The organism is Psychromonas sp. Urea-02u-13, from assembly GCF_002835995.1.
GTDB lineage: Bacteria > Pseudomonadota > Gammaproteobacteria > Enterobacterales > Psychromonadaceae > Psychromonas.
Genome location: NZ_PJBZ01000058.1, coordinates 1 through 26,352 on the forward strand (window position 1 = coordinate 1; position 26,352 = coordinate 26,352).

Genomic DNA, 26,352 nt, shown 5'->3' on the forward strand with positions numbered 1-26,352 from the left:
TACACAAATAGGCTCGTGCCATAGTTAAAATTAAGTGATATAGCTTTACTTTATGGGGGAAAGTTAATCAATATGGAATGGAAATACACAGGCAGGAATCAGTATAAATGCAAAAGAAAAGCGCTGTAGTTCATCGATTCATCAATTGAACTACAGCAGCAACTACAACGCTTTATTTAGTGTTTACTTAGCCTGCTCACAGTTTTCACCGTGACAGGTATTAAGCTTTTCTTGTTCTTTTTTATCGTTATCCAATACCAACTGAAGGTCTTCAAGATGTTGACGTACCGCGATGCCATATTGTTTATCATCACCCCAAGTATCTGCCAGGCTTTGTAACGTATCACTATCATGCTGACAGAATAACTTACCTGCACGCTCTGCCGATTGTTGGTTATTACCCAATAATTTCAACGCATCAATACCTAAATTAACCGCTGAATCAAAGGTTTCACGTTTAAAAGCATGGACATTTAAATGCATTAATTGATATGCATGACGGCGATCAATGGCACGTGCCGCTATTTTTAAATTAGGATAATATTTTTGTGCCATCTCAATAATTTCGATACTTTTATCAACTTCATCAACCGCCACCACTAAGAGCTGTGCTTCGCTTGCACCCGAGGCTTCTAGTAAGTCTTTACGTGCAGCATCCCCATAAAAAACTTCCGTATCAAAACGACGTAACATCTCAATTTGCGCAGGGCTATGGTCAAGCACCGATAAATGATATCCCTGTGCATGTAATAAACGCCCAACAATTTGCCCGAAACGTCCATAACCAGCAATAATCACATTTTGTGCTGCCGTCATATCCTTTACATCGTCAAACTCAGGCGCTTTATTCGCACTGTTATTAACGTGTTTTTCATACATCATTAATAATATTGGCGCGCATAACATAGATATAGCAACCACCAGCGTAGTGATTTTAGTTTGCTCAGGATTTAAAATATTTAACGATGTGGTCAGTGATAATAAAACAAATGCAAACTCACCACCTTGCGCCAACGCTAAGGTAAATAGCAATTTTTGTTTGCTGTGCATTTTAAATAATCGCGCTAACAGTGCTAACACAGCCACTTTAATAATAATTAAACCCGCAACCAAACTGATCACTAACAACGCATTTTCAAATAACAGCGGGAAATCAATAGAGGCCCCGACTGCGATAAAGAACAGCCCTAAAAGCAAGCCTTTAAAAGGCTCTATATCGACTTCTAACTCATGTCTAAACTCACTTTCTGCTAAGACAACGCCTGCTAAAAAAGTGCCTAATGCAGGCGACAAACCAATATTTTGCATGATCAAAGCAATCGAAATAACCAAGAACAAAGCAAATACTGTAAATATTTCACGTAATCTTGTTTCTGCAATATAACGAAATAATGGTGCAGAAACGTACTTACCTGCGAGCACGATCGCGCTAATAACCCCTAGCGAAATAGCTACCTGCACATAAACAGGGAAACCTTCAATAAGGTTATGCCCCGTGCCTGTCGTATGGGTAATATCTTGGAATGCTAACAACGGTAACAAAGCAAGAATGGGAATAACCGCAATATCTTGAAACAGTAAAACAGAAAAGGCGCTCTGCCCTGCTTCTTGTTTTATCCAGCCTTTTTCGCTTAAGGTTTGTAATACAATCGCGGTTGATGACAACGCGAGCATTAACCCAATCGCTAGTGCAGCTTGCCACTGCAGGCCAAAACCATAAAAGACCACACAAAAAATGAGTAAGGTAGTGAGCGATACTTGCAAACCACCCAGACCAATAATGGAGTGGCGTAATTTCCATAATCGCGCCGGTTGTAGCTCTAATCCGACTAAAAATAGCATCATGACCACACCAAACTCAGCAAAGTGCATAATGTCTGTTTGGTCTCCCACAAACCCTAATAAAAAAGGCCCGATTAAAATCCCCGCTAATAGATAACCTAATACAGAGCCTAAGCCTAATCGTTTAGCAATAGGCACCGCAACAATGGCGGCTGCAAGGTAGATAACGGCTATTTCTAACATAATGATTCCTTTAAGAGGCGTAATAGTCTCGATGCGGGAGGCATTCAAGTACGCTAAGTATCGTCAAGTTTATACCGAAACTCAGGAAAATCATTGTGTTAAGGATAATAAAATTTTGAATGTTTTTTGTAGTAAATAAAAAGACAGTCGCGGTTTATTAATAAGGCAATATTAAAGGGGAGATAGGCGGGTAATGTGGGTTGGAATCTTGCTAAAACTTCTTGATGAAAAATAAAAAACGTGGCATCGCCACGTTTTTAGTGTCTGAATATAAAGCTTATATTCAGACAGAGTTATACCGATAAGCTTACGGCGTAACTTTTATGGAGTAACTTTTATGGCGTAACCTTTATGGAGTAACCACACCAAACCATAACTCAAACGTACCAAAGACAGACATCATCTTTTTAAATTTAGCTTGGTCTGTCACGGTCAATCGTCCCGCTTTCATTTCAGCTTTAAGGTTTGATTTTTTAGAAATCATTTTTTCAAATGAATCACGACTTAAGTTAATACTAAAATCAGCCTCTTTAAACTGCGTATCAGAGTAAGATTTTAAGGTTGAGTTACTTAAATTCATTGAGTATTTACCATCGTCTTTAACGTTGATATTTACTTTGTAATCTAAACCCTCTGCCACTTCAGGTTTAACCGTCACACTCAAGTAATTAAGGAACTGTGCAAAGGGCATGTTCACCGCAATAGAATCAGTTTTTGGTGTTGCGACCGCTTTAATACCTTGGCGTAACTCTTTTGCACCACCCAGGTAATAGTTGCGCCATGGGCCCGATTCCGATTGATAACCTAATTGCTCCATCGCATCCGCTTCTAAATAACGCGCTTCCATGTTTTCTGGATTAGAAAAAGTAATGTTGTTTAATAGCGTCACAGCCCAACGATACTCTCCTTTTTCAATCGCTTGTTCAGCAATATCCATCACTTTGTCTTCGCCACCAATGGCTTTAACATAGTTGCTACCCTCTTCCTCAGGTGTTAATGGATTAAGGTTTGCAGGGTTACCGTCCCACCACGCGCCAAAGTAGAAGTCATAAGTTGCACGCGCATTATGCGAGACACTGCCGTAATAACCGCGGTTGTACCATTCCTTATCTAAAGACTCTGGCAGTGTTAATTTATCTGAAATCTCATTAGGTGTGTAACCTTGATTGGCTAAATTTAAGGTTTGATCGTGTACAAATTTGTACATATCACGTGTTTTTTCTAACTGATTTTCAATCTTATCTTGACCCCAGGTCGGCCAATGATGAGAGGCAATCATAATTTCAGTTTTATCTCCGAAGGTACGAATTGCTTGATCAATATAACCCGCCCATGCAGAAGCATCACGTGTTTTAGCACCACGTAATGTGGAGATATTATGAATCGTATGAGTCATTACTTCCGCTGCCATCATGGTTTTATATTTAGGGAAGTAAAAAATAAACTCAGAGGGAGCTTCAGACTCAGGCGTCATTAATACTTCAATATCTAAACCATCAACCTTTAATACTTCACCGGTTGTTGTTGCTTCGATAGTAGCATCAACAATGCCGATTTTTCCCGTTGAGGTTGTTTTACCTAATCCGCCATCAACTTGGCCTGTGCTGCTTGCTTCAAGTAAGTTGCCGTACATATAAGAAGAGCGACGCGACATAACATTACCTGCCATGAGGTTCTCTGCAATAGAGTGCTCAAAGAAACCTTCTGGTGCCACAACAGATACTTTGCCGCTTTCTATTGCTTCTTTACTGGTCACCCCCCAAATACCGCCAAAGTGATCAACATGCGAGTGAGTAAATATCACCGAAACGACGGGGCTATCATCGATGTTTTCTTGTAATAGTTTTAAGCCTGCACGAGAGGTTTCTTCAGAAATGAGCGGATCAATAACAATCCAACCATTATCACTACGAATAAATGACATTACCGATAAATCGAAACCACGTACTTGATAAACGCCATCAGCGACTTTAAATAAGCCATCTTGATTGTTTAATTTAGCCTGGCGTAATAAAGATGGGTTAATGTTTTCTGCACCTTTATCTTGGTCGATAAAGTCATATTTACTGAAATCCCAAACAACCTTACCATCGCTGTCTTTAATGGTATCTTCTGGCCATTTTGCAATAAAACCACGTTTTGCATCTTCAAAATCACTTTTATTATCAAAGTCTAAATAACTTTTCAGTTGGTTATTTTTATCAATGGTAAATGTGGTTGCCGGTTTTTCTTGCGCTGTAGGTGCTGCAGAAACAAACGTTGGCGTTAAAATAGTGAGCATAACCGTGGTTAATATTGTTTTCTTAAAAAAACCGTTTTTAGGTGGTGCTTGTTTGCATGACGTTTCTTTATATGACACTTTTTTATATGGCATAGATAACCTCTATCGTGAACAAGAATGGTGTAACTTGCTGTAAGTAACTTGTTGTAAGTAAGGTGATGATAGAGGGGATAAAGGGCAGGAACGATAGTCAAAAAGGTAAATGTTAATTAAGTAAAACTTAATTCACAAAATTGTTAGTTATCTTTCATTTACCTTTAAAGGCTTCAATAATGGCGTTTTTTAGCCATTCTTGACCGGGATCAGATTGCTGATGCCAAGACATATAAATAGGGATGGGGTTAGTATTAAACGGTACTTTAAAGGTTTTTATCTGCCCAAAGTCAGCAAGCTGTTGTGCATGCCATAAACCCGCGACACATAACCAATCCGTTTGCGCAGCCATGATTAACGCAGAAAAAACAGAGTCAGCATGATAAGCAATGTCACGCTTATCAAGCTTCGAGGCGGCACTTTCATTGCTGTTCATAATACCGTTTGATTGTTTTATCCAACTAAGATGTCTTTCAGAAAAAAATTGGCTTTCAGATAATTCATCTTTAATACGTGGGTGCTGACTTTTACATACCACCACCAGCGGTTGCTCGGTTAATAAGTGATTATGATAACCGCGATCTTGTATTGGCCTTGTGGCAAAAATAAAGTCTACTTTACGCAGTCGCAAATCATCTTGGCGCGCGCTGATATCTTGATAATCAGGACTGATGATAATGTTTATATTTGGGGCATGTTTATTTTTATAAACATGCAAAAATGGCACTAACATTTGGTCAATATCAGTATGGCTTGAGATACGAAAAGTACGCTGACTGGTGCTCGCTGAGAAGGCTTGCTTAGATTGCACGCTATTTAATAATAGCTTCAATGGAGGTTGAATTTCTGCGTGTAATTCGAGAGCAAAGTTGGTGGGGATAATACCGCGCCCTTGGCGAATAAAAAGCGGGTCTTGATATTGCTCGCGTAATTTACTTAATGCTTGGCTGACCGCTGGCGGGGTCATATCCAATAATTCAGCAGCAAGATTAACACTACCCGTTGTGGCCACCGCGTCAAAAATTCGTAATAAATTAAGATTCATAGTCGCCACATATTAGTGAAAATCAGTATTAATTATCTTTTGTTGAAAATCAGCAGTGATTATTTTTTATTGAAATCATGCTTACCGTGAGATTTTTTAGTGCGCAAGTAACTGTCGTTATCATCCTTTAAATGCAAACTGGTATTCACTTGTTCAACGATATTAAAATCATCTTTTAAGGCATTGAATTTTTTAGGATTATTAGTAATCAAACGCAAATCAGTAATCGCAAGTGCTTCTAACATAGTCGCCGCATCTTCAAAACTACGTGCATCTTCAGCAAAACCTAAATGTTTATTCGCTTGGTAAGTATCCATGCCTTGGCTTTGTAATACGTAAGCATCCATTTTGTTGTACAAACCAATACCACGGCCTTCTTGGCGAAGATAAAGAATAATACCACCTTGGTCTTTCATCAGGTTGATGGTTTCATCTAACTGCTCACCACAATCACAACGTGACGAATGAAATACATCACCGGTTAAACACTCTGAATGCATACGCACTAAGGGTGTCTTTTGATTTTTATCAGCCTGCTGAAAAATTAATGCAATATGCTCATGGTTTTCATCAAAGACCTTAAAGGTCGCGATCTCAGCATCGATATCACTGTGTAAACCAACTTTTAAATTAACTCTTGCACGTATTTTATTCATGGGCTTCTTTATCAAATTAACAAAGGCGCTGTTATTAGCGCCTTAAATATTATCACTTGTTAGATAGTTTTCATATTGGGATCTTCATCTGATTTTTCAAGTGTTATGCGGTGTTTATTAATACTGATTTAGTGATTCTTTAAACGGTTATGTGCGCGATCATAATCAATATTGGGCCCCAGTGGCACAACCTGTGTGGGATTGATCATAGTATGGCTAAAGTAATAATGGCGTTTAATATGTTCTTGATTAACCGTCTCTTTGATACCCGCAACTTGGTACAACTGACGCAAATAGTGGCTGATATTTTTATAGTCTTCAATTTGACGCTGATTACATTTGAAGTGTCCAAAATAAACACTATCAAAACGAATCAGTGTGGTGAATAAACGCCAATCCGCCTCACTCACTTGCTCTCCTGCGAGGTAAGCTTGTTTTGCGAGGATAGCTTCTACTTTATCCAGCGCATTAAAGAGCTGATGATACGCCTGTTCATAGGCTTTTTGTGTGGTTGCAAAACCACAGCGGTAAACGCCATTATTGATATCTGAATAAACCCATTCATTAATTTCATCAACTTTACTGCGTAGCGCTTCAGGATAAAAATCTAAATGATTATCGGTGATGGCATTAAATGCACTATTAAACATACGGATAATTTCAGAGGACTCGTTACTGACAATACGCTTTAACTTTTTATCCCATAATACCGGTACGGTCACTCGCCCCGTATAATCCGTTTTATTTTTTGTATACAGTTGATGCATAAAATCTAAGGCAAATAAGTGATCACCTGTACTGCCCGTTTGTTGGTCAAAACTCCAACCAAATTCAGACATATCAGTACTGACCACGGAAACAGGGATAATATCTTGTAGCCCTTTTAGCTCACGAAATATTAACGTGCGATGCGCCCAAGGACACGCTAAAGAAACATATAAATGATAACGATCTTTTTCCGCTTTAAACCCGCCTTCTCCCGTCGGACCTGCGCTACCATCCACCGTTAACCAATTGCGTAACTGCGCTTCTTCTCGTTGGAAAGCGCCTTTACTTTCTTTTGTTTCATACCACTGATCTTGCCATAACCCGTTGACTAATAATCCCATTTCCTGCTCCTAATGATTATAAAACAAAGTAAAATATCGTATGCTTAGTGCTAATTTCATGGAGGGGTTAGTTAATCTTGCCAAATTTACCCGCTTGATAATCGCGAATGGTTTGTTGCATTTGTGCCTGTGTATTCATCACAAAAGGCCCCCTATGCACAATCTCTTCATTGATTTTATTACCCGCTAACATCAGCAGTCCCGCACCATTTTCATCCGCTTGTAATTGTAATAACTCAGCACTATCAATCACCACTAACTGCCCGGCTTTGACTTTATTAGTTAAGGTTGAAGATACCTTGATAGCGCCTTAATGGATCAAGATTAAAACCTGAGTAAAGTGCGATAAATCAAGCTCAGCGGTAGCATTAGCCTTCAGGGTTAAATCAGCAATCGCACCATCACCGGCTAATTGTTGTAACGGTGAACTTGCTGTTTGTTGTGCAAAAGACCACTCCCCCGCTAACAATTTCAGCGAGGCACCTTGGTCATTATTTAATACCGGTAAATCTTGGTGATTAGCATCTTGGTATATTGCCGGACGCATTTTGTCGGCTGCAGGTAAGTTCAGCCAAATCTGAAAACCATGAATGTTTTTATTCTCACTTAATACCGGCATCTCTGAATGCATTACACCTGAGCCAGTGCTCATCCACTGCACGCCACCCTCTTTAATGGTGGCTTTATTACCTAGCTGGTCTTGATGGGTAAAACCACCCTCAATCATATAAGTGAAAGTATCGATGCCACGGTGTGGATGCTCAGGAAACCGCCTACATAATCATTTTCATTGGCTGATTTTATTTCATCAATCATTAAATAGGGATCAAGGGTTAATGTTGAAAAATCAGCAATACGCGCAATGTTGACACCATCGCCATCTTGAGTCGCTTGGTTATTAACGACATTAATTATTTTCATCATTCCCCCTTCACTATCATTCGTTACACGTGTTTTTTCTCTCCCTATAAGTTAGCAAAGGGCAGCTAATAAAACTATTTCAGATAACAGTCTAGTTTGTTCATTTTATTTGAACAAAATCAGATTCAAGTGGAATTAACTAACCAAATAAACTCATAAACATCTGATTTAAAACACAAAAAACATTTTATTTTATTTGACGCATTCAAATTACATTTTAGTAGTTTCAGGAGGGTGTTGTAGTCGTTTCAGGAGAGAGTGCGCTGTGGCAGTGTGTGCATGCAGAGTAAAAAAGGGGATATCGTCATCTTCTTAAAAATATAGGTTAGCCACAAACGCCACGTATTAAGCGATTTTTACTGCTTAATACGTGGCTCATTAGTACTGGCTTAGTGCGCTAACTCAGTCTCATAAGGCTGAGTAATAGATAAAGTATGACGAATAATACTTTGCCCTTGGCCAACATCACCATGGCCCGGAATCACGTATTTACTATCGCTATAACGCTGTTGTACATTCTTCACTGACTGATGCCATTTTTCAGTATTCGCATCACCAATCCAACCTATCGTTTTAGCCTCATTCGCACGTAATAAACAGCCTCCAACGAGTGCTTGCTCCGTTGGCAACCAAACGACTAAGTTATCAGTCGAGTGTCCAGCACCGGGATAATAGGCTTCTATTTTACCGGCCAGTAATGCAAACTCAGGGCTAGAAAAAGTATCAGTTGCCGGTGCTTTTTTATCTTTTTTGAGCAAAGCATTCGTTTGCTCTGAGGCATAACTCTGGTAACCATGTGCGCTTAAATAAGCGAGGCCAGCCGTTTGGTCTTCATGAAAATGAGTCACTATTGTCGTTTTTAAGGTTAAACCTTGTTTATCAATCCATGCCATTAACACCGGCATATCCGTTTCATTCCAAGGGGTATCAATCAGGTAGGCATCTTTATTATCAACATAGATTAATGAGTTGGCATCAATCAGCATGGGTTTATCACCCTCATAACTGTTTACGATTTCTTTAAACGACTTCACTAGGTAAAGGTTCTCTGAAAGCGCACTTATTTGTAGCTGAGTAGATAAATTCGCGCTAAAAGCAACATTGGAGCTCAGTAGAAAAAGTAAAGAAAAGAGTTGTTTAGTCATTATTATTCGCCAATATAAAAAACCTTATCTTGCACAAAGATAAACACCCAGTCTAGTAACAATAATCTCAAAAACAGATGCTTATTAGGCCATGATTAACTACACAATTCAGCCCCATCAATATCGATAATAGTGCCACTTGCATAGTTATTTTGTAAAAGAAACACATACGCTTTAGCCACTTCGTTTTGCTCCCCTAAATGCTTTAGTGGTAAACGAGCCCCTAATTTTTTAACCGTTTCTAATCGCTGTTTATCATCACTAAAGCGCTCTATAAATCCCGGACAAACGGCATTAATACGAATTGGGGCAAGCTCAACAGATAACGATTTAACCAAGGATTCAATCGCGCCATTCATAGCGGCAGTGGCTGAAAATCCTGGGTAACTACGACGGGAAGCAATGCCAGAGGTAAGGATAAAAGAGCCACCTTCATTGATGTTTTTTAACCCGTGTTGCACTAAGTTATGTTGTCCCCAGTATTTAGTATCAAAGGCGATTCTTAAATCTTTGCTACTGGTTGTTGCAAAATCACCGGTCACATGTGGGTGTTTAATGGTTGAAATAAGGTGATCAAAATGACCAATTTGTTCAAAAAAATGAATCACCTCGGTTTCGTTACTGGCATCAAGTTGATAGACAGACACATCACTGGTTAATTTCTTTTTTGCTTCGATAATTTTTTCTTGCGTGCGCCCTACAATAATCAAGGTTGCTCCAGCGCCAATCAACTGTTCTGCCACTCTTAAACCAATTCCGGCACTGCCTCCAACAATCACAATACGTTTACCTGTAAGCATTTTATTCCTTAAAATATTGAATGAAAAATAACAGAGCTGACTAACTAACTAACTAACTAACTAACTAACTAACTAACTAACTAAAAAGCAGTGTAAAGAAAGCGCCTCAGCAAAACATTTACCTAGCGCAATGATATGAGTGATTTTTAAGAAATAACACCGTATTCAATGATTTCAGTTACTCGATGATTTCAGTAACAATCTGTGTTTTAACCGAGTTGGCGATAAAACATAATTCATGGGCTTGATGATGCATAATTTCAAGCTGCTGATAACTTGGAGGTGGCCCTGAAAAAATAATTTTTGGTCGTAAAAAAACCTGAGTCATCGACATTTTACCTTCGCTATCTTTTTCTAATATCCCGACAGCCGGATCGTTATAACTTTCTATGACCAATTTTGCTTTCGCTGCTATCGATAAAAAAAACAACATATGACAACTTGAAAGTGAAGCGACAAATGCTTCTTCAGGATCAACATTCTCGGCAACTGAAAGTGGTACTGGCAAAATAGAGGGTGATGATGAGGCAGGTACTTCAACACCGCCATCAAATACCCACAAATGGCCTCGGCTGTATTTATTATCAATAAAGGTTTCCTGTTGCTGACGTTGCCATTTTACCGTTGCACTGTATTCAGACATGTTTATTTCCTTATATTGCTCATTCGCTGAGAGTTAAAGAGGATCAAAATCAATTGGATGTTATCAATATTAAATCAATTAATCAGTAAGTATTAGAAAACAAATGCGGAAGAGTAAAATCTGAAGGGCTTGCTGTTAATAATAAGGTAAATCAGTGTCTTATCTAAAGTGGTAATCGTAGTAATAGCAGTCATGGCGCAAACATCCCATGTGTTCACGCCATCAACAAAACTAACCCTGTCGTGCTTTAAACCGCGGGTTGGTTTTACAAATAACAAATAACTTGCCTTTACGCCTGACGATTTGGCAATCAGGGTGACGTTTTTTAGCACTTTTTAGCGAACTTAATACTTTCATAATGATCCCCTAAGCCTTTAATTTACCAAAACGATTATTAAATTTAGCGACACGACCATCCTGTGTTGCCACGCTTTGTTTACCGGTATAAAAAGGATGCGAGGCACTGGAAATATCAATCGGAAAATAGGGATAGGTCTTACCCTCTAACTCCACGGTTTTATCCGTTTGCAGCGAAGAACCAACAATAATGTAGTGATCGGCCGCGGTATCGTGAAAAGCAACGTCTTGATATTTAGGGTGAATATTCTCTTTCATAAATAACCTTAATAAATAACTGAATTGAATAACACCTAAAGTGTTATATAGTAACAAAACGTTATATTATAACAAAACGTTAAATGATAATAGTTATTAATAAGCTTTATTGTTAAAGGAATACATAAAAGAGAGAAAGATCCCCCTCTCAACAGTTAAATAACCACCGCGCTTAAATTATCTATAAAATGAAACCTTCCTATTAATCGGCCTATGGCTCATGCATAAAAATTATATTAAGGCGTAATAGACAGTGACATTCAGCAAAAAACGGTCAGTCGGTTATTCTTTTTTATTCATGTTATTTATCTCGCCGTTATATTTAAGCGCCGATGAAATCCACCTTTCTCAATACCAAGAAGATGTGCAAAAAGTATTACTGGATATGGCAGGCGATAATAGTGATGCATTTAGCACAGTGAATGAAGTCGAGATTGAACCCTTAGCATTTGAAGATTACAGCACCGATGTGCAGGCAGTATTACTCGATATGGCGGGTAAAGATCCTACTATTTTATCTCTGAGCCAAGATGAAAATAGCAGTGTCACCGTGGATTTTAGACGCGGTATTATTGAAGTGATTGCCAACAGCGAACAGACCTTAAAAAAGGCTATTGTCAAAACCCTGTTAACGCAAGTTGACCCAAACGATATCGACCCGAACACCGCCCATGACTTTGGTTTGCAATCTAAATCAGGCAAACCTTTTTTCTATGAACAGATATTAGATCAAGATAAACAAGCGATTAATAGCAATTGGCGAGCATTACGTTTTGCCGATTATTTAATTAAAAATAATGCCAATAACCGCCCCGATAATTATAAAACACGCATCTATTTAAGCCGTGACCATACAAAAATATCCAGTATCAAATATTATGATTTGGTGGCCTCTGCAAGTCGCCGTCATCAAATTCCTATCTCCCTTATTTATGGTGTCATTGAAACTGAATCTGCGTTTAACCCTAAAGCACGTTCGAGCTCTAATGCCATCGGGTTAATGCAAATTTTGCAGCGCCAAGCCGGCAGGGAATATTTTCAGCGTATTGAAGGTTATGATCATGTACCAACAGAATCCTATCTGTTTAATACCGCCAATAATGTTGAAGTGGGTAGTGCCTATTTAGCGATTTTAGGTAATCGTTATTTACATAAAATAAAAAATGCAACAACACGCCAATATGCAGTCATTGCCAGTTATAACGGGGGAGCGGGTAATTTATTTAAAAGCTTAAGCCCCAAAGGCAGTCGCACAGAGGCGATTAATCGTTTGAACAATATGACCCCTGCTGAGGCTTATTGGTTTATCACGCAACGCCATCATCGCGTTGAAACTCAAAATTATTTAAAACGTGTTTCAAGCTATCAAAAAAAATACACACATTTAGATTAACTGCTTTAGTTCTCTGTAATAATCAGTAATTTTTCCTTCATGAAATCAATAAACACACGGTTTTTATTAGGCATATATTTACTCTGCACATACTGCAAACACATATCGCCGTGGTAGTTACCTTGTAGTTGCCAATCTTCTAATATTGGAATTAATGTGCCTGCTTGTATGCCCTGCAACGCGGTGTAATCTGGCAATGATCCAATGCCAAAGCCCTGCTCAATTGCATCACGACGCATTTCACTGTGATTCAATAAATAAGAGCCACTCACCTGCACAGTGGCTTGCTGGTTTTCTTTCTTAAAGCGCCAACGATTATCCGTTGAGTTTTCTCCTAACGAGATACAGGGTAAATGTTTTAAATCATCGGGGTGTGTTGGGGCTTTATGCGTTTTTAAAAAATCAGGACTGGCGCATATCACCTGCTCAACACGACCAATTTTAACGTTAACCAGGGCTTCAATCGGGCTGTCATTAATATGAATTAAAAAATCCACGCCATCATGAATAGGATCTAACACCCTATCGGTGACTTTTAAATGCAGTTGAATATCGGGATAACATTTTAAAAATTCAGTAAAAATAGGCCGTAATACACGACTGGCCAAGGACTTAGGTGCCGCCACTCTTAATAACCCAGTCACAGTCGAGGTTGCAGAACCACTGGCATTCACCGCTTGTTCTGCTGATTCCACCATCTGCTTACAATAATCAAAGGTGATTTGTCCCGACTCAGTCAACGCTAACTGTCGTGTTGTACGCTGTAATAGTTTGATGCCTAATGCATCCTCTAAACGGCTTATTTGACGGCTCACCGCAGAAGGCGTTACGCCGATTTTTCTAGCTGCTTTACTGAAGTTTCCCTGCTCAACCACAGTGACAAAAATCGCCATATCAGGTAACAAAGGGATAAGTTTATTTGTGTCCACTGCGCACAAGTCCTTTTACAAATAGATGTATTGCTTTAAATTCCTCATAAATTAACATAGTTACACAATAAAAAATGTGTGGCGCAGGCATGTTTTCTTAGATTCATCGACTAAATAGCCAATGAGGTAAATATGGAATTGTTAATAAGTAGTTATATGACAGAAATAATCGCGGTGAGCAGTTTTGCACTTTTTATGGCGGTTTTGCCTGGTGCTGATTTTGTGATGGTGACTCGCACGAGTATTCGTAATGGCCGTTTAGCCGGTTTATACACCACCCTTGGCGTCTGTTTATCTATTTGTATTCATGCCAGTTATTCGATTGCAGGATTAGCGGTCATCATTGCAAATTCAGCGTGGTTATTCACGGCGATAAAATATTGTGGCGCGGCTTACCTTATTTATATTAGCTGGCAGTTATTAACAACTCGTGAATTATTAACCGATGATCAAGACAATAAAACAGCCAATATGTCACCGTTAGCAGCCTTACGTTTAGGGCTAACATGTAATCTGCTCAACCCTAAAGCACCTATCTTTTTCTTAAGTATTTTCACGCAAGTGGTCTCTCTTGAAACGCCTTTAGTGATGCAGATAAGTTATGGGTTGATCATTATGCTGACACATTTGATCTGGTTTAGCAGCGTTGCAGTGCTGTTATCACATCCCACCTTATTACCTTTTTTTAATCGTCATAAACAAAAGATTGATAAAGTAGCAGGATTAGCCTTGATGCTTATTGCTATCAAATTAACCTTGATGAATGCTGCTTAACTTGATGAATGTGCTTTAACTTGGATGAAGGTAATCAATAAGATAGACGGTAACTATTCGACTGAATAGTTACCGGTAAGGCGTTTACAACAGATACCAATAACCTTTATAGAAAGATTAAACCAGCACTTGAACAGGCAAGCGCAACCACTGCGAAGAAACTTACGATGCAGTAAGGCATTAACATTTACTTTGAACGCGATTAGCTTTCACCAAGTCGTTATAACTGCCAAGTTGTTCTTTTTCTGGTGCCGTATTTTCTGCAATAGCAATCACAGAGTAAGATAAACCAAAAAGTAAAACCTTAGCCATCCAGGCCACTAAACCTCCAATTAATGATAAACCAATAATCACAAATCCTGCTTGCTGCGTGGCATTAATACCGGTGAATATGAACCATGCCATCACACCTACAATCAGTAATGTCATTAGGAAATCAAACACTGACAACATCGCTTTAAAACTTTTTACTTTTTCCATCAAACAGCCCACTTGAAATACATCGTAATCACAAAGTGTGAACTATAACACGCTATTAGATTTTTACAGGGGGTAATGCAGTGATAATTTTTTTTGGGGGGGATGCTTTAAGGCGACAAAAAAACTTAATTGTTCTAATAATGAAAATGAGTACGAACAGCAACTGAACTTAAAAAAATGAGCTTATTTACTGCTATCAGATACGCATTTATTATATAAAAAACATATCAACAAGCACTTTCCAAAAAAAACGATTAATCATGTGACTTTTGCGTGACAAAACAACAGATAATCAGCTTTAGATGATATTGTTGCAGATATTATAATTGAAGGTTATTTTTAAAAATTATTGAATGTAATACTTCATAAAATATCCTCTCCTTCACCATTGATTAATCACGTTTATTTAATGAATAACTAAACGCAAAGATGAGATTTTAGTATGTTAACCATTTATGACCTAAAACCTAAGTTTCAAAATTTACTTAGGCCAATCGTCGCGAAACTTGCCCGCGCGAATATAACGCCTAATCAAGTCACCCTATCTGCAATGATTTTATCATTATGCTGTGGTGTGTTTATCTACTTTAGTCACTCCCTTACTTGGACATTATTAGTACTGCCAATTATTTTATTATTGCGCATGGCGCTTAATGCCATCGATGGCATGCTCGCACGTGAATATAATCAGCAGACCAAAAAAGGCGCAATGCTCAATGAAATGACAGATGTAATGGCCGATGTCGTGATGTACCTTCCGCTCGCTTATGTTGCAGGTGTTTCTGCTAGTTTTTTAGTGGCATTTGTCATTATTGGTGTTTTTACAGAAATGGCCGGAGTGGTCGCACAAACCTTAACAAAAACACGTCGCTATGATGGTCCTATGGGTAAAAGTGATCGTGCATTTGTGATCAGTTTCTTAGCCATATTATTAAGTTTTAATCTCATTAATACACTGTGGATTTCCATCTATTTAGGCATCGTTAGTCTGCTTGGTTTATTCACCCTATTTCGTCGCATGGACAGAGGTTGCCAATAACCATTTAGCAGCTTAAAAATTGAAATATCGCGTTTTATCATAAAATTAAAGGATACTAAGCAGATGAGTGTAAACGATATGGATTCAGGGCAACAAGACACAATAAAATCAAATACGATGGAAATGCAAACAGGTACGTTTGTAAGCTTTGATAAAAAGCCACTCTTTTACCGTCGTTGGCACAATGAAGAAACCAATAATGGTAAGATTTTATTACTATTACATAGAGGGCATGAGCACTCTTTGCGTCTGCAGAGTATTGCTAACAATAAAGCCTTTCATGGTTACACGATTTATTCATTTGATAACCGTGGCCATGGCATGACCGATTTACCCGCCACGTTTGAATTTATGGATTTAGTGCGTGATTTAGATGCCTTTGCACATTTTGTTTGCATACAGGAAAACAAACAACAGAAAGATATTTTTGTAGTGGCTAACTCAGTGGCCGGTGTTGTTGCATCGACTTGGGTACATGATTATGCGCCCAGCATTAATGGAATGGCATTAGTCGCACCAGCGTTTAAAATTAAACTCTATATCCCCTTTGCAAAACCCGCTTTAACACAGGCAGTAAAACTATTGCCAAGACTCAACATTACTTCCTATGTAAAATCAAAATACTTAACCCACGATAAAAGTGAACAGCAGAAATACGATAGCGATGATCTTATTACGCCCCATATTCCAGCAAGACAACTGACCACATTATTAGAGACTGGTGAGCGTATTGTTAATGATGCAGCCATGATCACGGTGCCAACATTAGTCCTTTCAGCAGGTAAAGATTATGTTGTTGATTCTAAAGTACAGGGTGATTTTTATGCGCGATTATCCTCTGAGAATAAACGTTTTGTATTGCTAGAACACTTTTTCCATGGGGTTTTATACGAAGAAAATGCACAAACAGCGATTGATGAAATAGCGCAGTTTGCAGAGCAATCTTTTACATTAAGCCAACCTTGCCAACGTCAACAGTTAATTAAAATTGCCCAACAAGAGTGTGATCAAATTAGCTATGGCACATTACCGTTACTTTCTAATGCAAACTTCCTGCTTCAGCGTACCTCAATGAAATACTTAGGTTTTTTAAGTAAAGGTATGAAAATTGGTTTGCAATACGGCTTTGATTCAGGGGTCACTTTAGATCATGTCTATAAAAATGAACCACAGGGTGCAGGTGCAATCGGTCGTTTCATCGATAAAGGTTACCTGAATAGCATCGGTTGGAAAGGCATACGCCAGCGCAAAAAACATACAATAAAATTATTAGAAGAAAAGATACAAGCCTTACAAGCAGAGGGACAAAAGGTTAATATTCTTGATATTGCAGGCGGTCCTGCACGTTATTTAATTGAAATTGCGAATCAATATCGTGATGTGAATATTCAAGTACGCGATTACCAAATACAAAATGTAGAACAAGGTCGTGCACTTGCAAAAGAGCGTGGATTAGAAAATATCAGTTACAGCCAGTGTGATGCTTTTGACCTTGATAATTATGAACGGGATGAGTTTAGTCCTAATATTGTGGTGATTTCTGGTGTATTTGAACTGTTCCCAGACAACGAACTCATTAGCAAAGCGATTAAAGGGCTTTGCTCAATTATTAATGCTAATACACAGCTTATTTATACAGGGCAACCTTGGCACCCACAATTACATCAAATAGCTAACGTATTAGGCAACCACCAGCAAAGTAAATGGATAATGCGCCGTCGTAGCCAATATGAATTAGATAATATTTTTGCTCACTTTGGCTTTAAAAAAGACAATATGCTGATAGATGACTGGGGAATTTTTACCGTTTCGGCGGCCACTTTTACACCTAAAAGTGCTGAACCATTAAATGTTGATATAACGGCGATTAATAAAAATGAGTCCGTTGCATAATGACAAATACGATTCAATCCCAAAGTAGCCAGGTACACTACGATGCTTCAATGCAAGCATCATCCACACTCAAAGAACGTATTGTGTGGCTACTATACCTCGGCATACTATTCTTTTTGTTATACGGTTCAGCCAATGAGCTAGCGAGTTTAACTGCGCCACACCCGGCGTGGTTATTTTCATGGGAAAGTCAGATTCCCTTTATCGAGCTCTTTATCGTACCCTATATGTCGTCTGATATTGTTTTTGTGATTGCCTTTTTACTCGCTCAAACACGCCTTGAATTACGCACACTTGCCCTGCGTGTTGCTTTTATTGTATTACTTTCGGTAAGCATATTTATTGTTATGCCATTGCAGTTTTCCTATGCAAAACCTGATATTACCCAGTTCCCATTTTTGTTTACCTTGTTAGAGGCGGATAAACCCTTTAACCAATTACCTTCATTACATGTCAGCTTTGCGATTGTATTTTGGTTTAGCATGCAGCAACACATCAAGCCCCTCTGGTTAAAAACACTATTAGGTAGTTGGTTATTATTAATAATCATCTCCACCCTGTTTGTATTCCAACATCATTTTATTGATTTACCAACAGGTTTACTGGTTGGCTTTTCTGCCGTGACTTTACTTAACCCAACCCGTAGTAAATGGCTGTTAAATTGTTTTATGACACCCAGACATCTAAAAATGGCGTTATATTTTTTAGTCGCGAGCATTCTTCTGATGACGCTTTCTTTTAAAGTCGGCATATGGTTTTTATACCCCTTTTTATCACTATTAAGTGTCAGCTTAGTGTATGCCTTCGGCTTAAATAACCTGCTTGTGAAGGCAGGTAATAAAGCCAATTTAGTGCAATGGATAGTATTTTTACCCTATTTTTTAGGTTGTAAATTATCATGGCTATTTTATAAGCGTTCATTGCCTTTATTAGCCAAAGTAGATGAGGGTATTTATTTTGGCCGTTTTCCGGCACCGAATGAATACAAACAACTCTCTGAATTGCACCTTAAACAGGTGATCAATTTAGCCAGCGAATTACAGTTTAATAAAACCAAACTTCCAGAGCATCGATTAAATTTTCTTGATCAAACCATTCAATCGCCAGGTGCATTACATGAAGCGGTGATGCTCATCGAAAATAACAAGCAACAGGGTGTTTATATTCACTGTGCATTAGGTTTGTCGCGATCAGTATTAGTGATTTGGGCTTGGATGTTATTTAACAAGAAGAGCCCCAGGGAGATAGAACAGATGCTACAAACAACCAGGCCTCGTTACGTACAATCAAAATATATGCGTATCAACATTGATTTATACCAACAATTTTTAACAACACGTTTGAACAGCACAGAGCAAGGAAATTAACATGTTTGCAAATATCCCCTTACATTCAAAATATGCAATGCTCACAGTGTTTGCCCTGTTAGTTATCGCAACAACGATTCGTTTAATATTAAAGCTTCGTTCACCTAATACTGATTACACTGAGCTACGCCAACGTATTCAGTCATGGTGGTGGATGATAGGCATCATGTTTTTTGTGTTTATTTTTAGCGAAACAGCAACCATAGTGTTCTTTGCTTTTTTAAGCTTTTTAGCATTAAAAGAATTTTTATCAATTGTGCCAATGCGCATGGTAGATAGGCGTGCTGTTTTTTGGTTATACCTTTCTATTCCACTGCAATATTACTGGGTCAGCCAAGCTTACTTTGGCATGTTCATTATTTTCATCCCTATTTATGTTTTCCTCTTTATTCCCATTCGAATGGTCTTAATTGGAGAAACAAAAGGTTTTATAAAATCAGCTGGTGTATTGCATTGGTCGGTGATGTTAACGGTCTTTTCGGTTAGCCATATCGCCTTTTTACTGGTATTGCCTGAAAAGAATGCCCTCGGAGGTGGTGTTGGTCTTATTTTATACTTGATATTTATGACGCAATTCAACGATGTATGCCAATACATCTGGGGAAAAATGCTTGGTAAACACAAGATAATCCCTAAAGTAAGCCCTAATAAAACATGGGAAGGTTTTATCGGAGGTTTAGTGACTCTCACTATTACCTCTGGTTTTATCGCCCCTTACCTCACGCCTCTGACTTGGATAGAAGGACTAGGTGCAGGGTTAATCATTTGCATTGGTGGATTTTTTGGCGATGTTGTATTGTCATCGGTTAAACGCGATTTAAACATCAAAGACAGTAGCCAATTAATTCCAGGTCATGGCGGCATTTTAGATCGCATTGATAGCCTCATTTACACCGCGCCTCTTTTCTTCCATTACCTCTATTTTTTACACTACTAATTATGATGACACGTATTCTAAAAGTATTATTCTTTGCACTGTTCATTAAACCGATTGTATTTATTATCTTGGGTTTAAATATCACTTTCAGAGAAAAACTCCCCCTAAAGGGCCCTGCTTTATTAGCACCTAACCATAATAGTCACCTTGATACGATGGTATTAATTAGTCTATACCCCTTATCCAAAATACATAAGGTACGCCCTGTTGCGGCTGCTGATTATTTCTTATCAAATAAATTGTTAGCGTGGTTTTCATTAAATGTGATTGGCATTATTCCACTGGATAGAAAAGGAGGAACCAATCGAGATGAGATTTTTTCAGACTGCTTAGAGGCGTTAGATAACGGCGATATTCTGGTCGTATTTCCAGAAGGTTCACGTGGTGAACCAGAGCAACTATCTAGTCTTAAAAAAGGTATTTATTACCTTTCAAAGGAACATGGTCACGTACCAATAACACCGATTGTGATGCATGGTTTAGGCCGTTCATTACCCCGTGGCGAAGGATTATTTGTACCTTTTAACTGCGATATTGTGATTGGTGATAGCCTGTTAGTTCAAGATTCTACAGAGCAAATTCAAAGCACCCTATTACCTGCTTATCATCATCTCTATCAATACTGTTTAACACGCCAAGATGAAGAATAACCTACGACTAGCGCTTACTTTGTAATATTAATAACAAAAAAAGGCCTGCTCTTCATTATCAAAGAACAGGCCTCGCTTTATATTATTTTATTTATGCAGTTAGTGTGATTTTACCGACCGCTTTACCTGACGAGTGATGATCATGTGCTTGTGCGACTTCCCAAATCGAGTAGTCACTTGCATCGATGATAGGAGTGATTTTACCTGCATCAACGTATTCAGCAATCTCAGTCAAAATAGCACCGTGTGCGGCATGGTTAATACCGTGGCAAAGTGGCACAAGCATTAACACACTATGAAATGACAAGCTTTTAAGTGCAATTTGTAGTGGATCAGCAATCGGTAAAATAGTCGCTACGTGGCCATTAAATTTAGCAGCTTCGAAAGATTTCTCAATATTATCACCGGCAACCGTATCAAAGATTTTATCAAAACCCTGTCCATCGGTATAAGCAGCAACATATTCTGCTACTGATTGTTTGCTGTAATCAACGAGGTTATCGGCGCCTAATGTTTTTGCTAGCGCTTCGTTTGCAGTGCCGTAAGTTGTTGTTACGTTTGCACCTAATACTTTTGCTAACTGAACAGCAATATGACCAACACCCCCTGTTGCGCCATGAATAAGTACGTTATCACCCGCTTGAACATTCATTTTTTGTACTAATGCTTCATAAGAAGTAATAGCAACAAGCGGTAATGCAGCGGCTTGTTTCATGGTTAATGTTGTTGGTTTTTGAGCCATTAAACGCGCGTCAACCAACATGAATTCAGCCAATGCGCCATCAACACCGTTAATACCACCCGCCATACCGTAAACTTCATCGCCCACTTTAAAGTTAGTCACATCACTGGCTACTTCTACAACAATACCAGCAACATCCCCGTGTAATACTTCAGGTAAGTTTGCAGACCAAGGCAGTTCGATTGAACGTAACATAACGTCTAATGGGTTAACGCTGCTTGCTTTAACTTCAACAACCATGTGCCCTGCTTTGGCAACGGGTTTTGCTTTTTCAACAAGTTGAAAAACGTCAGAAGAACCGATTTCTTTAATGATCATTGCTTTCATATTTTTGCTCTCTTATTTTGTTTAGTTACTTGGCGTATCACTTATGAAGTGCTTATAAAGTACTTAGGAACGCGCTTAAAATGTATTGGGAACGTTGTTTCTTCGCTACTTTCAGCGACTAGTTCGTTTCAGTGGGGCTATTCTATGTGTTGTCAGCAGAGCAAACCATTACCCAAATAACAAATTACCTTTGCCTTTTAAGCAACGCCAATCTAAAATCCATCACATGCTGATAGCTACTAGCTGATAGCTGATAGCTGATAGCTGATAGCTGATAGCTACTAGCTACTAGCTGATAGCTGATAGCTGATAGCTGATAGCTACTAGCTGATAGCTACTAGCTGATAGCTACTAGCTGATAGCTACTAGCTACTAGCTACTAGCTACTAGCTACTAGCTACTAGCTACTAGCTACTAGCTACTAGCTGATAGCTGATAGCTGATAGCTACTAGCTGATAGCTGATGGCTGATAGCTGATAGCTACTAGCTGATAGCTACTAGCTGATGGCTGATGGCATTATCAAGTAGCGTGATAAGGAAATAAAAATGAGTTCATTGAATCGGCTACAGTATTTTAACTGTGTAGTAGAAACAGGCAGTATCTCTGAAGCGAGTCGCATCTTTGATGTGCAACCTTCATCTATCTCACGGCAATTGGCGGTGCTTGAAAAAGAGCTTGGGGTACGGCTATTAAATAAAACTACCCGCAATACAGGTTTAACCGAAGCGGGCCAAAAGTATTATGAATTTTCTCAGCGTATTGTTTCAGAGTTTGATGAAGCTAAACGTGCGGTGAATGATTTACAAGAAACGCCTAAAGGTAAACTGCAAGTGAATATGACAGTCGGCTTTGGTGAAAGCATCATATTGCCGTTAATGGCAAAGTTTATGGCGTTGTACCCGAATATTGATATCAAGCTTGAGTTAAGCGAACGTGTTGTTGATTTAGTTGATGAGAATGTTGATGTGGCAATTCGTAGTGGCCGTTTAGCAGACTCCAATATGATTGCTAAACACTTGGCTTATAACAACTTTATGTTATGCGCTAGCCCAGCATACTTAACCAATAATGGCACGCCTCAAATTCCTGAAGAACTAAACGAACATCGATGTATTCGTTACAGTTACCCACGTTGGCAAGATTGGTATTTAATGGCCGAGCAACGGACAAAATTAAACATCAATAATACCCTGTCAGTGAACTCAGTAAATGGTCAAAAACAGTTATTATTAACCGGTGCAGGATTAGCCTTAATGCCCTTTTGGGCAGTTAAAAAAGAGCTCGCAGAAGGCACACTTGTTCATGTGATGCCCAAGGTTGTATTAAGTCCCTATGAAGAGCTCAGCTCTACCTACGCGATTTATTTAAAACGCGATATGGTTTCAGTTAAAACACGGGTCTTCTTGGATTTTTTGGTTGAGAATATTACTGGGCTAGAAATCTAAGCCAGTCTTGATGACAAAAAATAATGGTAAAGAGTGATGGTAGAGAGTAATGACAGAGAATAATGGGTCGTACATATAAAGATTCGTCGGATGTTCTTTTCTACTATTCAGTTAACAAAAAGAACATCTCAATTTTTACTCAAAGCTCAGCAGCAGTTTCTATGTGATCTGCTTTCTGCCTTTAAATTGATTTTCACATTCATAAGAGCCCATTTCGAACTCACGGCAAATCCAAGGTCTATTTTCATAGATAGTACACATTTGTGTATCTCGGTCTAACGCGGCACAACGGCCATCTTCCTCTAAGCGTAACATAGTTTCACCGCCATACTCATCAAAATCAATATAGCGTTCAGGCACACCGGTATCAGAAATGATCAACACCTCTAAACTACAGCAAGCAGCAAGGCAGGCAGAACAAGTGGCTTTCGTTTCTGGCATTTCAGGCACGGCTATATTTTTTACGCTAATAGTCATAAACAACAATCAATTCTATTTAAATTTAGGGGACAGAGAGTCGATAGCGCACTCATCTTATAGCGCTGCATCATATAGTAATCAGCATATAATTGCCTGTTTTTCATTTTAAGGTGCATACCCATCCAGCATTTAAACTATTTTCAATGTCTGCAACACTGATGAAGGAATGAAACAGTGCTTAGCATTCGATTATCCCCCCTTAGAATCGTGATTTGAGGTGTTTTTAACATGCTGATTTTAAAGGAGTTAATAAATTGGATTTTGCCTATTTTACAGTGTTAGTCTTACCCTATTGAACATTTGGGAGACAACATGAAACACAACAAAAAAACCTTTCAAGAGCATGATTTTTCGAAACAATTATTACAAGATACCATTTTTACAGAGTGTCTCTTTTATCAGTGTGACTTCAGCCGTGCAGACTTGCGTGATGCGCAGTTTATTAACTGTAAATTTATAGAAGTAGGCGACAATGTTGGTTGCCAGTTTAACTACACCGATTTACGTGATGCGAGTTTCAAACATTGCAAATTGAGCATGGCAAATTTTCAGGGTGCCAATGGGTTTGGCATGGAGTTTAGAGACTGTGATTTACAAGGTGCGAATTTTAGTAAAACCAGTTTTGTAAATCAGATATCTCATCAAAGTTATTTTTGTTCTGTTTACATCACCAGCTGTAATTTGTCTTATAGCAACTTTGAAAAACAATGCATTGAGAAGTGTGATCTCTTTGAAAACCGTTGGACAGGCGCTAATCTACAACAAGCTTCTTTTAAAGGGTCTGATTTAAGTCGTGGTGAGTTTTCAGCCGATAGCTGGCAACAGTTTGATATGCAGTTTTGTGACTTAAGTAATTGTGAATTAATCGGATTAGATCCACGCCGTATCAATTTAAACGGCGTGAAAATCTGTGACTGGCAACAAGAGCAACTCTTAGAGCCACTGGGTCTTGTTATTTTACCAAGCTAGGAAAGATAGCTTTCAGCCGTCAGCTATCAGTAAGTTCACAACCATTTCACCACGAAGAAAAACATTAAAAACACTTCGTGGTGAATCGCTTTTGACGTTGCACTTGACCTTACTGACAGCTGATAGCTGATAGCTAATAACTGAAGGCTGTTTTTATTTATTTGTTAAAAGACGTTTGCAGCATTTTATGTAAACGCTCTAGTGCCACAGGACTGGCTTTAACTGTTAGGCGCATACCATCTTCATGATATTGCTCTTCGATAACTTGCATTTTACTGTGAATCTCACCCATGATACCGCTTGCGGTATAAGGGATATTAAAACAAGCAGCACACATTTTCTTTTCCAAGAAAGTTTGAATTTCTTGATGAACCATCGCAACATCGCTCTTATCACGCGTGCTGATTTGTAGCGCATCAGGGTATTCTTCTAAAAGCTCTAATTGACGTTCTTCGCTAATACAATCCACTTTATTAAGTAACAGTATCTTGTTACTAAAATCGACATTTAGCTCGCCTAATACATGATCAACCACCGCTAATTGTGATTCGAAGTTTACATCCGATGCATCCACTACATAAAGCAGTAAAGCAGCATCTTTTGCTTCTTCTAAGGTTGAGTGGAATGATGCCACTAAATCATGTGGTAGCTTTTTAATAAAACCAACGGTATCAGAAATCAAAATACGTGGTTGTGTCGGTGGCTGCAGCGTACGAACCGTTGTGTCTAACGTCGCAAATAACTTATCTTCAACTAAAACTTCCGAGTCAGTTAAGGCACGCATTAATGATGACTTACCGGCATTGGTGTAACCCACCAGCGCGACACATTGTTGCTCTACACGGCCACTACGACGACCTTGCATTTCACCTTGCAACTTAATTAACTCACGTTTTAAATCGGCAATTTTATCGCGAATACGACGACGATTAATTTCAAAAGCCGTTTCACCAATCCAGCTACCTTTTTGACGCTCACGGTCACCACTGTTTTCATCACGAATACGTGGCGTTAAGTAGTTCAATCTTGCGATTTCTACTTGTAACTTAGCCGTACGGGTACGGGCATGTTTACTAAATATTTCGATAATAACGCGGGTACGGTCGTAAACTTCAACGCCTAATGCCAGTTCAACACTGCGTAATTGATTCGGGCTTAATTCACAATCGAAGACCACGACATTCGCCATCTCTTGCGTTTCTGATGCGGCTAATAAATCGCTGACTTGGTCTTGGTTAAAATTAACCTCAACGTCATCTTGTGGCGGCAGTTCTTCATCGTTGGTTAAGGCAGCTAACTCTTCGAGTTTGCCTGAGCCTAATACCGATAGCTGTTTGGTAGATTGTTGGCGCTGTGTTTGCTTACCCACCACAACAAATCCTAAGGTCGTCACTAACCGACCTAATTCAGATAATGATTCGTCTACTTCCAGTTGCGTAACATCTGGGGTGCGAATAGAAATTAGTAAGGCGCGGGTAACAGAGTTATCTGCTGTAGTGATCGACATAATGTGGCTCATTGCTTAAAGTAATATGCTGTGCATCCTACGCGTTTGTGCTGTGCTTATAAACGCATTTCGCGGCTGATGACAG

Annotated in this window: 24 protein-coding genes and 1 pseudogene; 9 read left to right on the top strand and 16 right to left on the bottom strand. The window is 38.8% G+C overall.

All coding sequences use genetic code 11. From position 1 onward, the window contains the following. Positions 1 to 183: 183 nt before the first annotated feature. The 11 genes and pseudogenes from CXF74_RS10130 to CXF74_RS10180 all read right to left on the bottom strand — a co-directional run bounded on the left by CXF74_RS10130 (position 184) and on the right by CXF74_RS10180 (position 11,333). A complete protein-coding gene (locus CXF74_RS10130) occupies positions 184 to 2,025 on the bottom strand; it encodes a monovalent cation:proton antiporter-2 (CPA2) family protein (protein ID WP_101082332.1) in 1,842 nt (613 codons plus the stop codon). A 349-nt stretch (positions 2,026 to 2,374) separates the two neighbouring features. After that, positions 2,375 to 4,399: an alkyl/aryl-sulfatase gene (locus CXF74_RS10135; protein ID WP_101082333.1), complete on the bottom strand. Its 2,025-nt coding sequence runs from the start codon at positions 4,397 to 4,399 to the stop codon at positions 2,375 to 2,377. A gap of 154 nt (positions 4,400 to 4,553) precedes the next feature. Continuing rightward, a complete protein-coding gene (locus tag CXF74_RS10140; RefSeq protein WP_101082334.1) occupies positions 4,554 to 5,444 on the bottom strand; it encodes a LysR family transcriptional regulator in 891 nt (296 codons plus the stop codon). 59 nt (positions 5,445 to 5,503) lie between these two features. Continuing rightward, positions 5,504 to 6,100: a GTP cyclohydrolase II RibA gene (gene ribA / locus CXF74_RS10145; RefSeq protein ID WP_101082335.1), complete on the bottom strand. Its 597-nt coding sequence runs from the start codon at positions 6,098 to 6,100 to the stop codon at positions 5,504 to 5,506. A 128-nt stretch (positions 6,101 to 6,228) separates the two neighbouring features. Further along, positions 6,229 to 7,209, bottom strand: a complete 981-nt coding sequence (locus CXF74_RS10150; RefSeq protein WP_101082336.1) for a glutathione S-transferase family protein — start codon at positions 7,207 to 7,209, stop codon at positions 6,229 to 6,231. 67 nt (positions 7,210 to 7,276) lie between these two features. Then, a pseudogene (locus tag CXF74_RS10155) lies at positions 7,277 to 8,130 on the bottom strand (pirin family protein). A 389-nt stretch (positions 8,131 to 8,519) separates the two neighbouring features. After that, positions 8,520 to 9,275, bottom strand: coding sequence for a subclass B1 metallo-beta-lactamase (bla, locus tag CXF74_RS10160; protein ID WP_101082337.1), 756 nt, complete (start codon positions 9,273 to 9,275; stop codon positions 8,520 to 8,522). Positions 9,276 to 9,370: 95 nt separating this feature from the next. Then, a complete protein-coding gene (locus CXF74_RS10165; RefSeq protein WP_101082338.1) occupies positions 9,371 to 10,075 on the bottom strand; it encodes an SDR family oxidoreductase in 705 nt (234 codons plus the stop codon). A gap of 178 nt (positions 10,076 to 10,253) precedes the next feature. Next, positions 10,254 to 10,718 (bottom strand): OsmC family protein, encoded by a 465-nt coding sequence (locus tag CXF74_RS10170; RefSeq protein ID WP_101082339.1) that lies wholly within the window; start codon positions 10,716 to 10,718, stop codon positions 10,254 to 10,256. A gap of 231 nt (positions 10,719 to 10,949) precedes the next feature. Further along, on the bottom strand, positions 10,950 to 11,075 hold the full coding sequence (ykgO, locus tag CXF74_RS10175) for a type B 50S ribosomal protein L36 (protein WP_101082340.1): 126 nt from the start codon (positions 11,073 to 11,075) through the stop codon (positions 10,950 to 10,952). Positions 11,076 to 11,084: 9 nt separating this feature from the next. After that, positions 11,085 to 11,333, bottom strand: coding sequence for a type B 50S ribosomal protein L31 (locus tag CXF74_RS10180; RefSeq protein ID WP_101082341.1), 249 nt, complete (start codon positions 11,331 to 11,333; stop codon positions 11,085 to 11,087). 253 nt (positions 11,334 to 11,586) lie between these two features. Here CXF74_RS10180 and CXF74_RS10185 point away from each other — a divergent pair, with 253 nt between their 5' ends. Then, a complete protein-coding gene (locus CXF74_RS10185; RefSeq protein ID WP_101082342.1) occupies positions 11,587 to 12,726 on the top strand; it encodes a murein transglycosylase domain-containing protein in 1,140 nt (379 codons plus the stop codon). Between the two features lie 5 nt (positions 12,727 to 12,731). On the opposite strand, the gene CXF74_RS10190 is transcribed toward CXF74_RS10185, so the two are convergent. Further along, positions 12,732 to 13,655 (bottom strand): LysR family transcriptional regulator, encoded by a 924-nt coding sequence (locus CXF74_RS10190; RefSeq protein WP_101082343.1) that lies wholly within the window; start codon positions 13,653 to 13,655, stop codon positions 12,732 to 12,734. Between the two features lie 132 nt (positions 13,656 to 13,787). Here CXF74_RS10190 and CXF74_RS10195 point away from each other — a divergent pair, with 132 nt between their 5' ends. After that, entirely contained in the window at positions 13,788 to 14,429 is a 642-nt protein-coding gene (locus CXF74_RS10195; RefSeq protein ID WP_101082344.1) for a LysE family translocator, read from the top strand. Between the two features lie 180 nt (positions 14,430 to 14,609). Here the strand turns inward: CXF74_RS10195 and CXF74_RS10200 are convergent, their stop codons facing one another. Further along, positions 14,610 to 14,909: a hypothetical protein gene (locus tag CXF74_RS10200; protein WP_101082345.1), complete on the bottom strand. Its 300-nt coding sequence runs from the start codon at positions 14,907 to 14,909 to the stop codon at positions 14,610 to 14,612. 442 nt (positions 14,910 to 15,351) lie between these two features. Here CXF74_RS10200 and CXF74_RS10205 point away from each other — a divergent pair, with 442 nt between their 5' ends. The 5 genes from CXF74_RS10205 to CXF74_RS10225 all read left to right on the top strand — a co-directional run bounded on the left by CXF74_RS10205 (position 15,352) and on the right by CXF74_RS10225 (position 20,795). Beyond that, on the top strand, positions 15,352 to 15,948 hold the full coding sequence (locus CXF74_RS10205) for a CDP-alcohol phosphatidyltransferase family protein (RefSeq protein WP_101082346.1): 597 nt from the start codon (positions 15,352 to 15,354) through the stop codon (positions 15,946 to 15,948). A gap of 63 nt (positions 15,949 to 16,011) precedes the next feature. Continuing rightward, on the top strand, positions 16,012 to 17,841 hold the full coding sequence (locus CXF74_RS10210) for a bifunctional alpha/beta hydrolase/class I SAM-dependent methyltransferase (protein ID WP_198552827.1): 1,830 nt from the start codon (positions 16,012 to 16,014) through the stop codon (positions 17,839 to 17,841). Further along, complete coding sequence (locus tag CXF74_RS10215) at positions 17,841 to 19,208, top strand: phosphatase PAP2 family protein (protein WP_101082347.1); 1,368 nt, start codon at positions 17,841 to 17,843, stop codon at positions 19,206 to 19,208. The genes CXF74_RS10210 and CXF74_RS10215 overlap by 1 nt, the downstream gene beginning before the upstream one ends. Position 19,209: 1 nt before the next feature. Then, a complete protein-coding gene (locus CXF74_RS10220; RefSeq protein WP_101082348.1) occupies positions 19,210 to 20,145 on the top strand; it encodes a phosphatidate cytidylyltransferase in 936 nt (311 codons plus the stop codon). A 2-nt stretch (positions 20,146 to 20,147) separates the two neighbouring features. Continuing rightward, positions 20,148 to 20,795 (top strand): lysophospholipid acyltransferase family protein, encoded by a 648-nt coding sequence (locus CXF74_RS10225; RefSeq protein ID WP_198552828.1) that lies wholly within the window; start codon positions 20,148 to 20,150, stop codon positions 20,793 to 20,795. A 91-nt stretch (positions 20,796 to 20,886) separates the two neighbouring features. On the opposite strand, the gene CXF74_RS10230 is transcribed toward CXF74_RS10225, so the two are convergent. After that, positions 20,887 to 21,864: a zinc-dependent alcohol dehydrogenase family protein gene (locus CXF74_RS10230; protein WP_101082349.1), complete on the bottom strand. Its 978-nt coding sequence runs from the start codon at positions 21,862 to 21,864 to the stop codon at positions 20,887 to 20,889. A 547-nt stretch (positions 21,865 to 22,411) separates the two neighbouring features. On the opposite strand from CXF74_RS10230, the gene CXF74_RS10235 reads away from it, so the two are divergent. After that, the gene (locus CXF74_RS10235; protein ID WP_101082350.1) at positions 22,412 to 23,311 is read left to right on the top strand and encodes a LysR family transcriptional regulator; all 900 of its coding nucleotides are present in this window, start codon (positions 22,412 to 22,414) and stop codon (positions 23,309 to 23,311) included. Positions 23,312 to 23,470: 159 nt separating this feature from the next. Here the strand turns inward: CXF74_RS10235 and CXF74_RS10240 are convergent, their stop codons facing one another. After that, positions 23,471 to 23,788 (bottom strand): YkgJ family cysteine cluster protein, encoded by a 318-nt coding sequence (locus CXF74_RS10240; RefSeq protein ID WP_101082351.1) that lies wholly within the window; start codon positions 23,786 to 23,788, stop codon positions 23,471 to 23,473. 315 nt (positions 23,789 to 24,103) lie between these two features. Between CXF74_RS10240 and CXF74_RS10245 the strand changes: the two genes are divergently transcribed. Then, a complete protein-coding gene (locus CXF74_RS10245) occupies positions 24,104 to 24,760 on the top strand; it encodes a Qnr family pentapeptide repeat protein (RefSeq protein WP_101082352.1) in 657 nt (218 codons plus the stop codon). A 157-nt stretch (positions 24,761 to 24,917) separates the two neighbouring features. Here CXF74_RS10245 and hflX read toward each other — a convergent pair whose 3' ends face one another. After that, positions 24,918 to 26,267 (bottom strand): GTPase HflX, encoded by a 1,350-nt coding sequence (gene hflX / locus CXF74_RS10250; protein WP_101082353.1) that lies wholly within the window; start codon positions 26,265 to 26,267, stop codon positions 24,918 to 24,920. Positions 26,268 to 26,352: the final 85 nt, after the last annotated feature.

Bases quoted from the DNA above. Each gene is read 5' to 3' on its own strand.
- CXF74_RS10210 (WP_198552827.1), top strand. From the start codon at position 16,012: ATGAGTGTAAACGATATGGATTCAGGGCAACAAGACACAATAAAATCA.
- bla (WP_101082337.1), bottom strand. From the start codon at position 9,275: ATGACTAAACAACTCTTTTCTTTACTTTTTCTACTGAGCTCCAATGTT.
- CXF74_RS10220 (WP_101082348.1), top strand. From the start codon at position 19,210: ATGTTTGCAAATATCCCCTTACATTCAAAATATGCAATGCTCACAGTG.
- ribA (WP_101082335.1), bottom strand. From the start codon at position 6,100: ATGAATAAAATACGTGCAAGAGTTAATTTAAAAGTTGGTTTACACAGT.
- CXF74_RS10215 (WP_101082347.1), top strand. From the start codon at position 17,841: ATGACAAATACGATTCAATCCCAAAGTAGCCAGGTACACTACGATGCT.
- CXF74_RS10230 (WP_101082349.1), bottom strand. From the start codon at position 21,864: ATGAAAGCAATGATCATTAAAGAAATCGGTTCTTCTGACGTTTTTCAA.
- CXF74_RS10200 (WP_101082345.1), bottom strand. From the start codon at position 14,909: ATGGAAAAAGTAAAAAGTTTTAAAGCGATGTTGTCAGTGTTTGATTTC.
- CXF74_RS10240 (WP_101082351.1), bottom strand. From the start codon at position 23,788: ATGACTATTAGCGTAAAAAATATAGCCGTGCCTGAAATGCCAGAAACG.
- CXF74_RS10140 (WP_101082334.1), bottom strand. From the start codon at position 5,444: ATGAATCTTAATTTATTACGAATTTTTGACGCGGTGGCCACAACGGGT.
- CXF74_RS10235 (WP_101082350.1), top strand. From the start codon at position 22,412: ATGAGTTCATTGAATCGGCTACAGTATTTTAACTGTGTAGTAGAAACA.
- CXF74_RS10150 (WP_101082336.1), bottom strand. From the start codon at position 7,209: ATGGGATTATTAGTCAACGGGTTATGGCAAGATCAGTGGTATGAAACA.
- CXF74_RS10195 (WP_101082344.1), top strand. From the start codon at position 13,788: ATGGAATTGTTAATAAGTAGTTATATGACAGAAATAATCGCGGTGAGC.
- CXF74_RS10245 (WP_101082352.1), top strand. From the start codon at position 24,104: ATGAAACACAACAAAAAAACCTTTCAAGAGCATGATTTTTCGAAACAA.
- CXF74_RS10170 (WP_101082339.1), bottom strand. From the start codon at position 10,718: ATGTCTGAATACAGTGCAACGGTAAAATGGCAACGTCAGCAACAGGAA.
- CXF74_RS10225 (WP_198552828.1), top strand. From the start codon at position 20,148: ATGATGACACGTATTCTAAAAGTATTATTCTTTGCACTGTTCATTAAA.
- CXF74_RS10130 (WP_101082332.1), bottom strand. From the start codon at position 2,025: ATGTTAGAAATAGCCGTTATCTACCTTGCAGCCGCCATTGTTGCGGTG.
- CXF74_RS10165 (WP_101082338.1), bottom strand. From the start codon at position 10,075: ATGCTTACAGGTAAACGTATTGTGATTGTTGGAGGCAGTGCCGGAATT.
- ykgO (WP_101082340.1), bottom strand. From the start codon at position 11,075: ATGAAAGTATTAAGTTCGCTAAAAAGTGCTAAAAAACGTCACCCTGAT.
- CXF74_RS10205 (WP_101082346.1), top strand. From the start codon at position 15,352: ATGTTAACCATTTATGACCTAAAACCTAAGTTTCAAAATTTACTTAGG.
- CXF74_RS10180 (WP_101082341.1), bottom strand. From the start codon at position 11,333: ATGAAAGAGAATATTCACCCTAAATATCAAGACGTTGCTTTTCACGAT.
- CXF74_RS10135 (WP_101082333.1), bottom strand. From the start codon at position 4,399: ATGCCATATAAAAAAGTGTCATATAAAGAAACGTCATGCAAACAAGCA.
- hflX (WP_101082353.1), bottom strand. From the start codon at position 26,267: ATGTCGATCACTACAGCAGATAACTCTGTTACCCGCGCCTTACTAATT.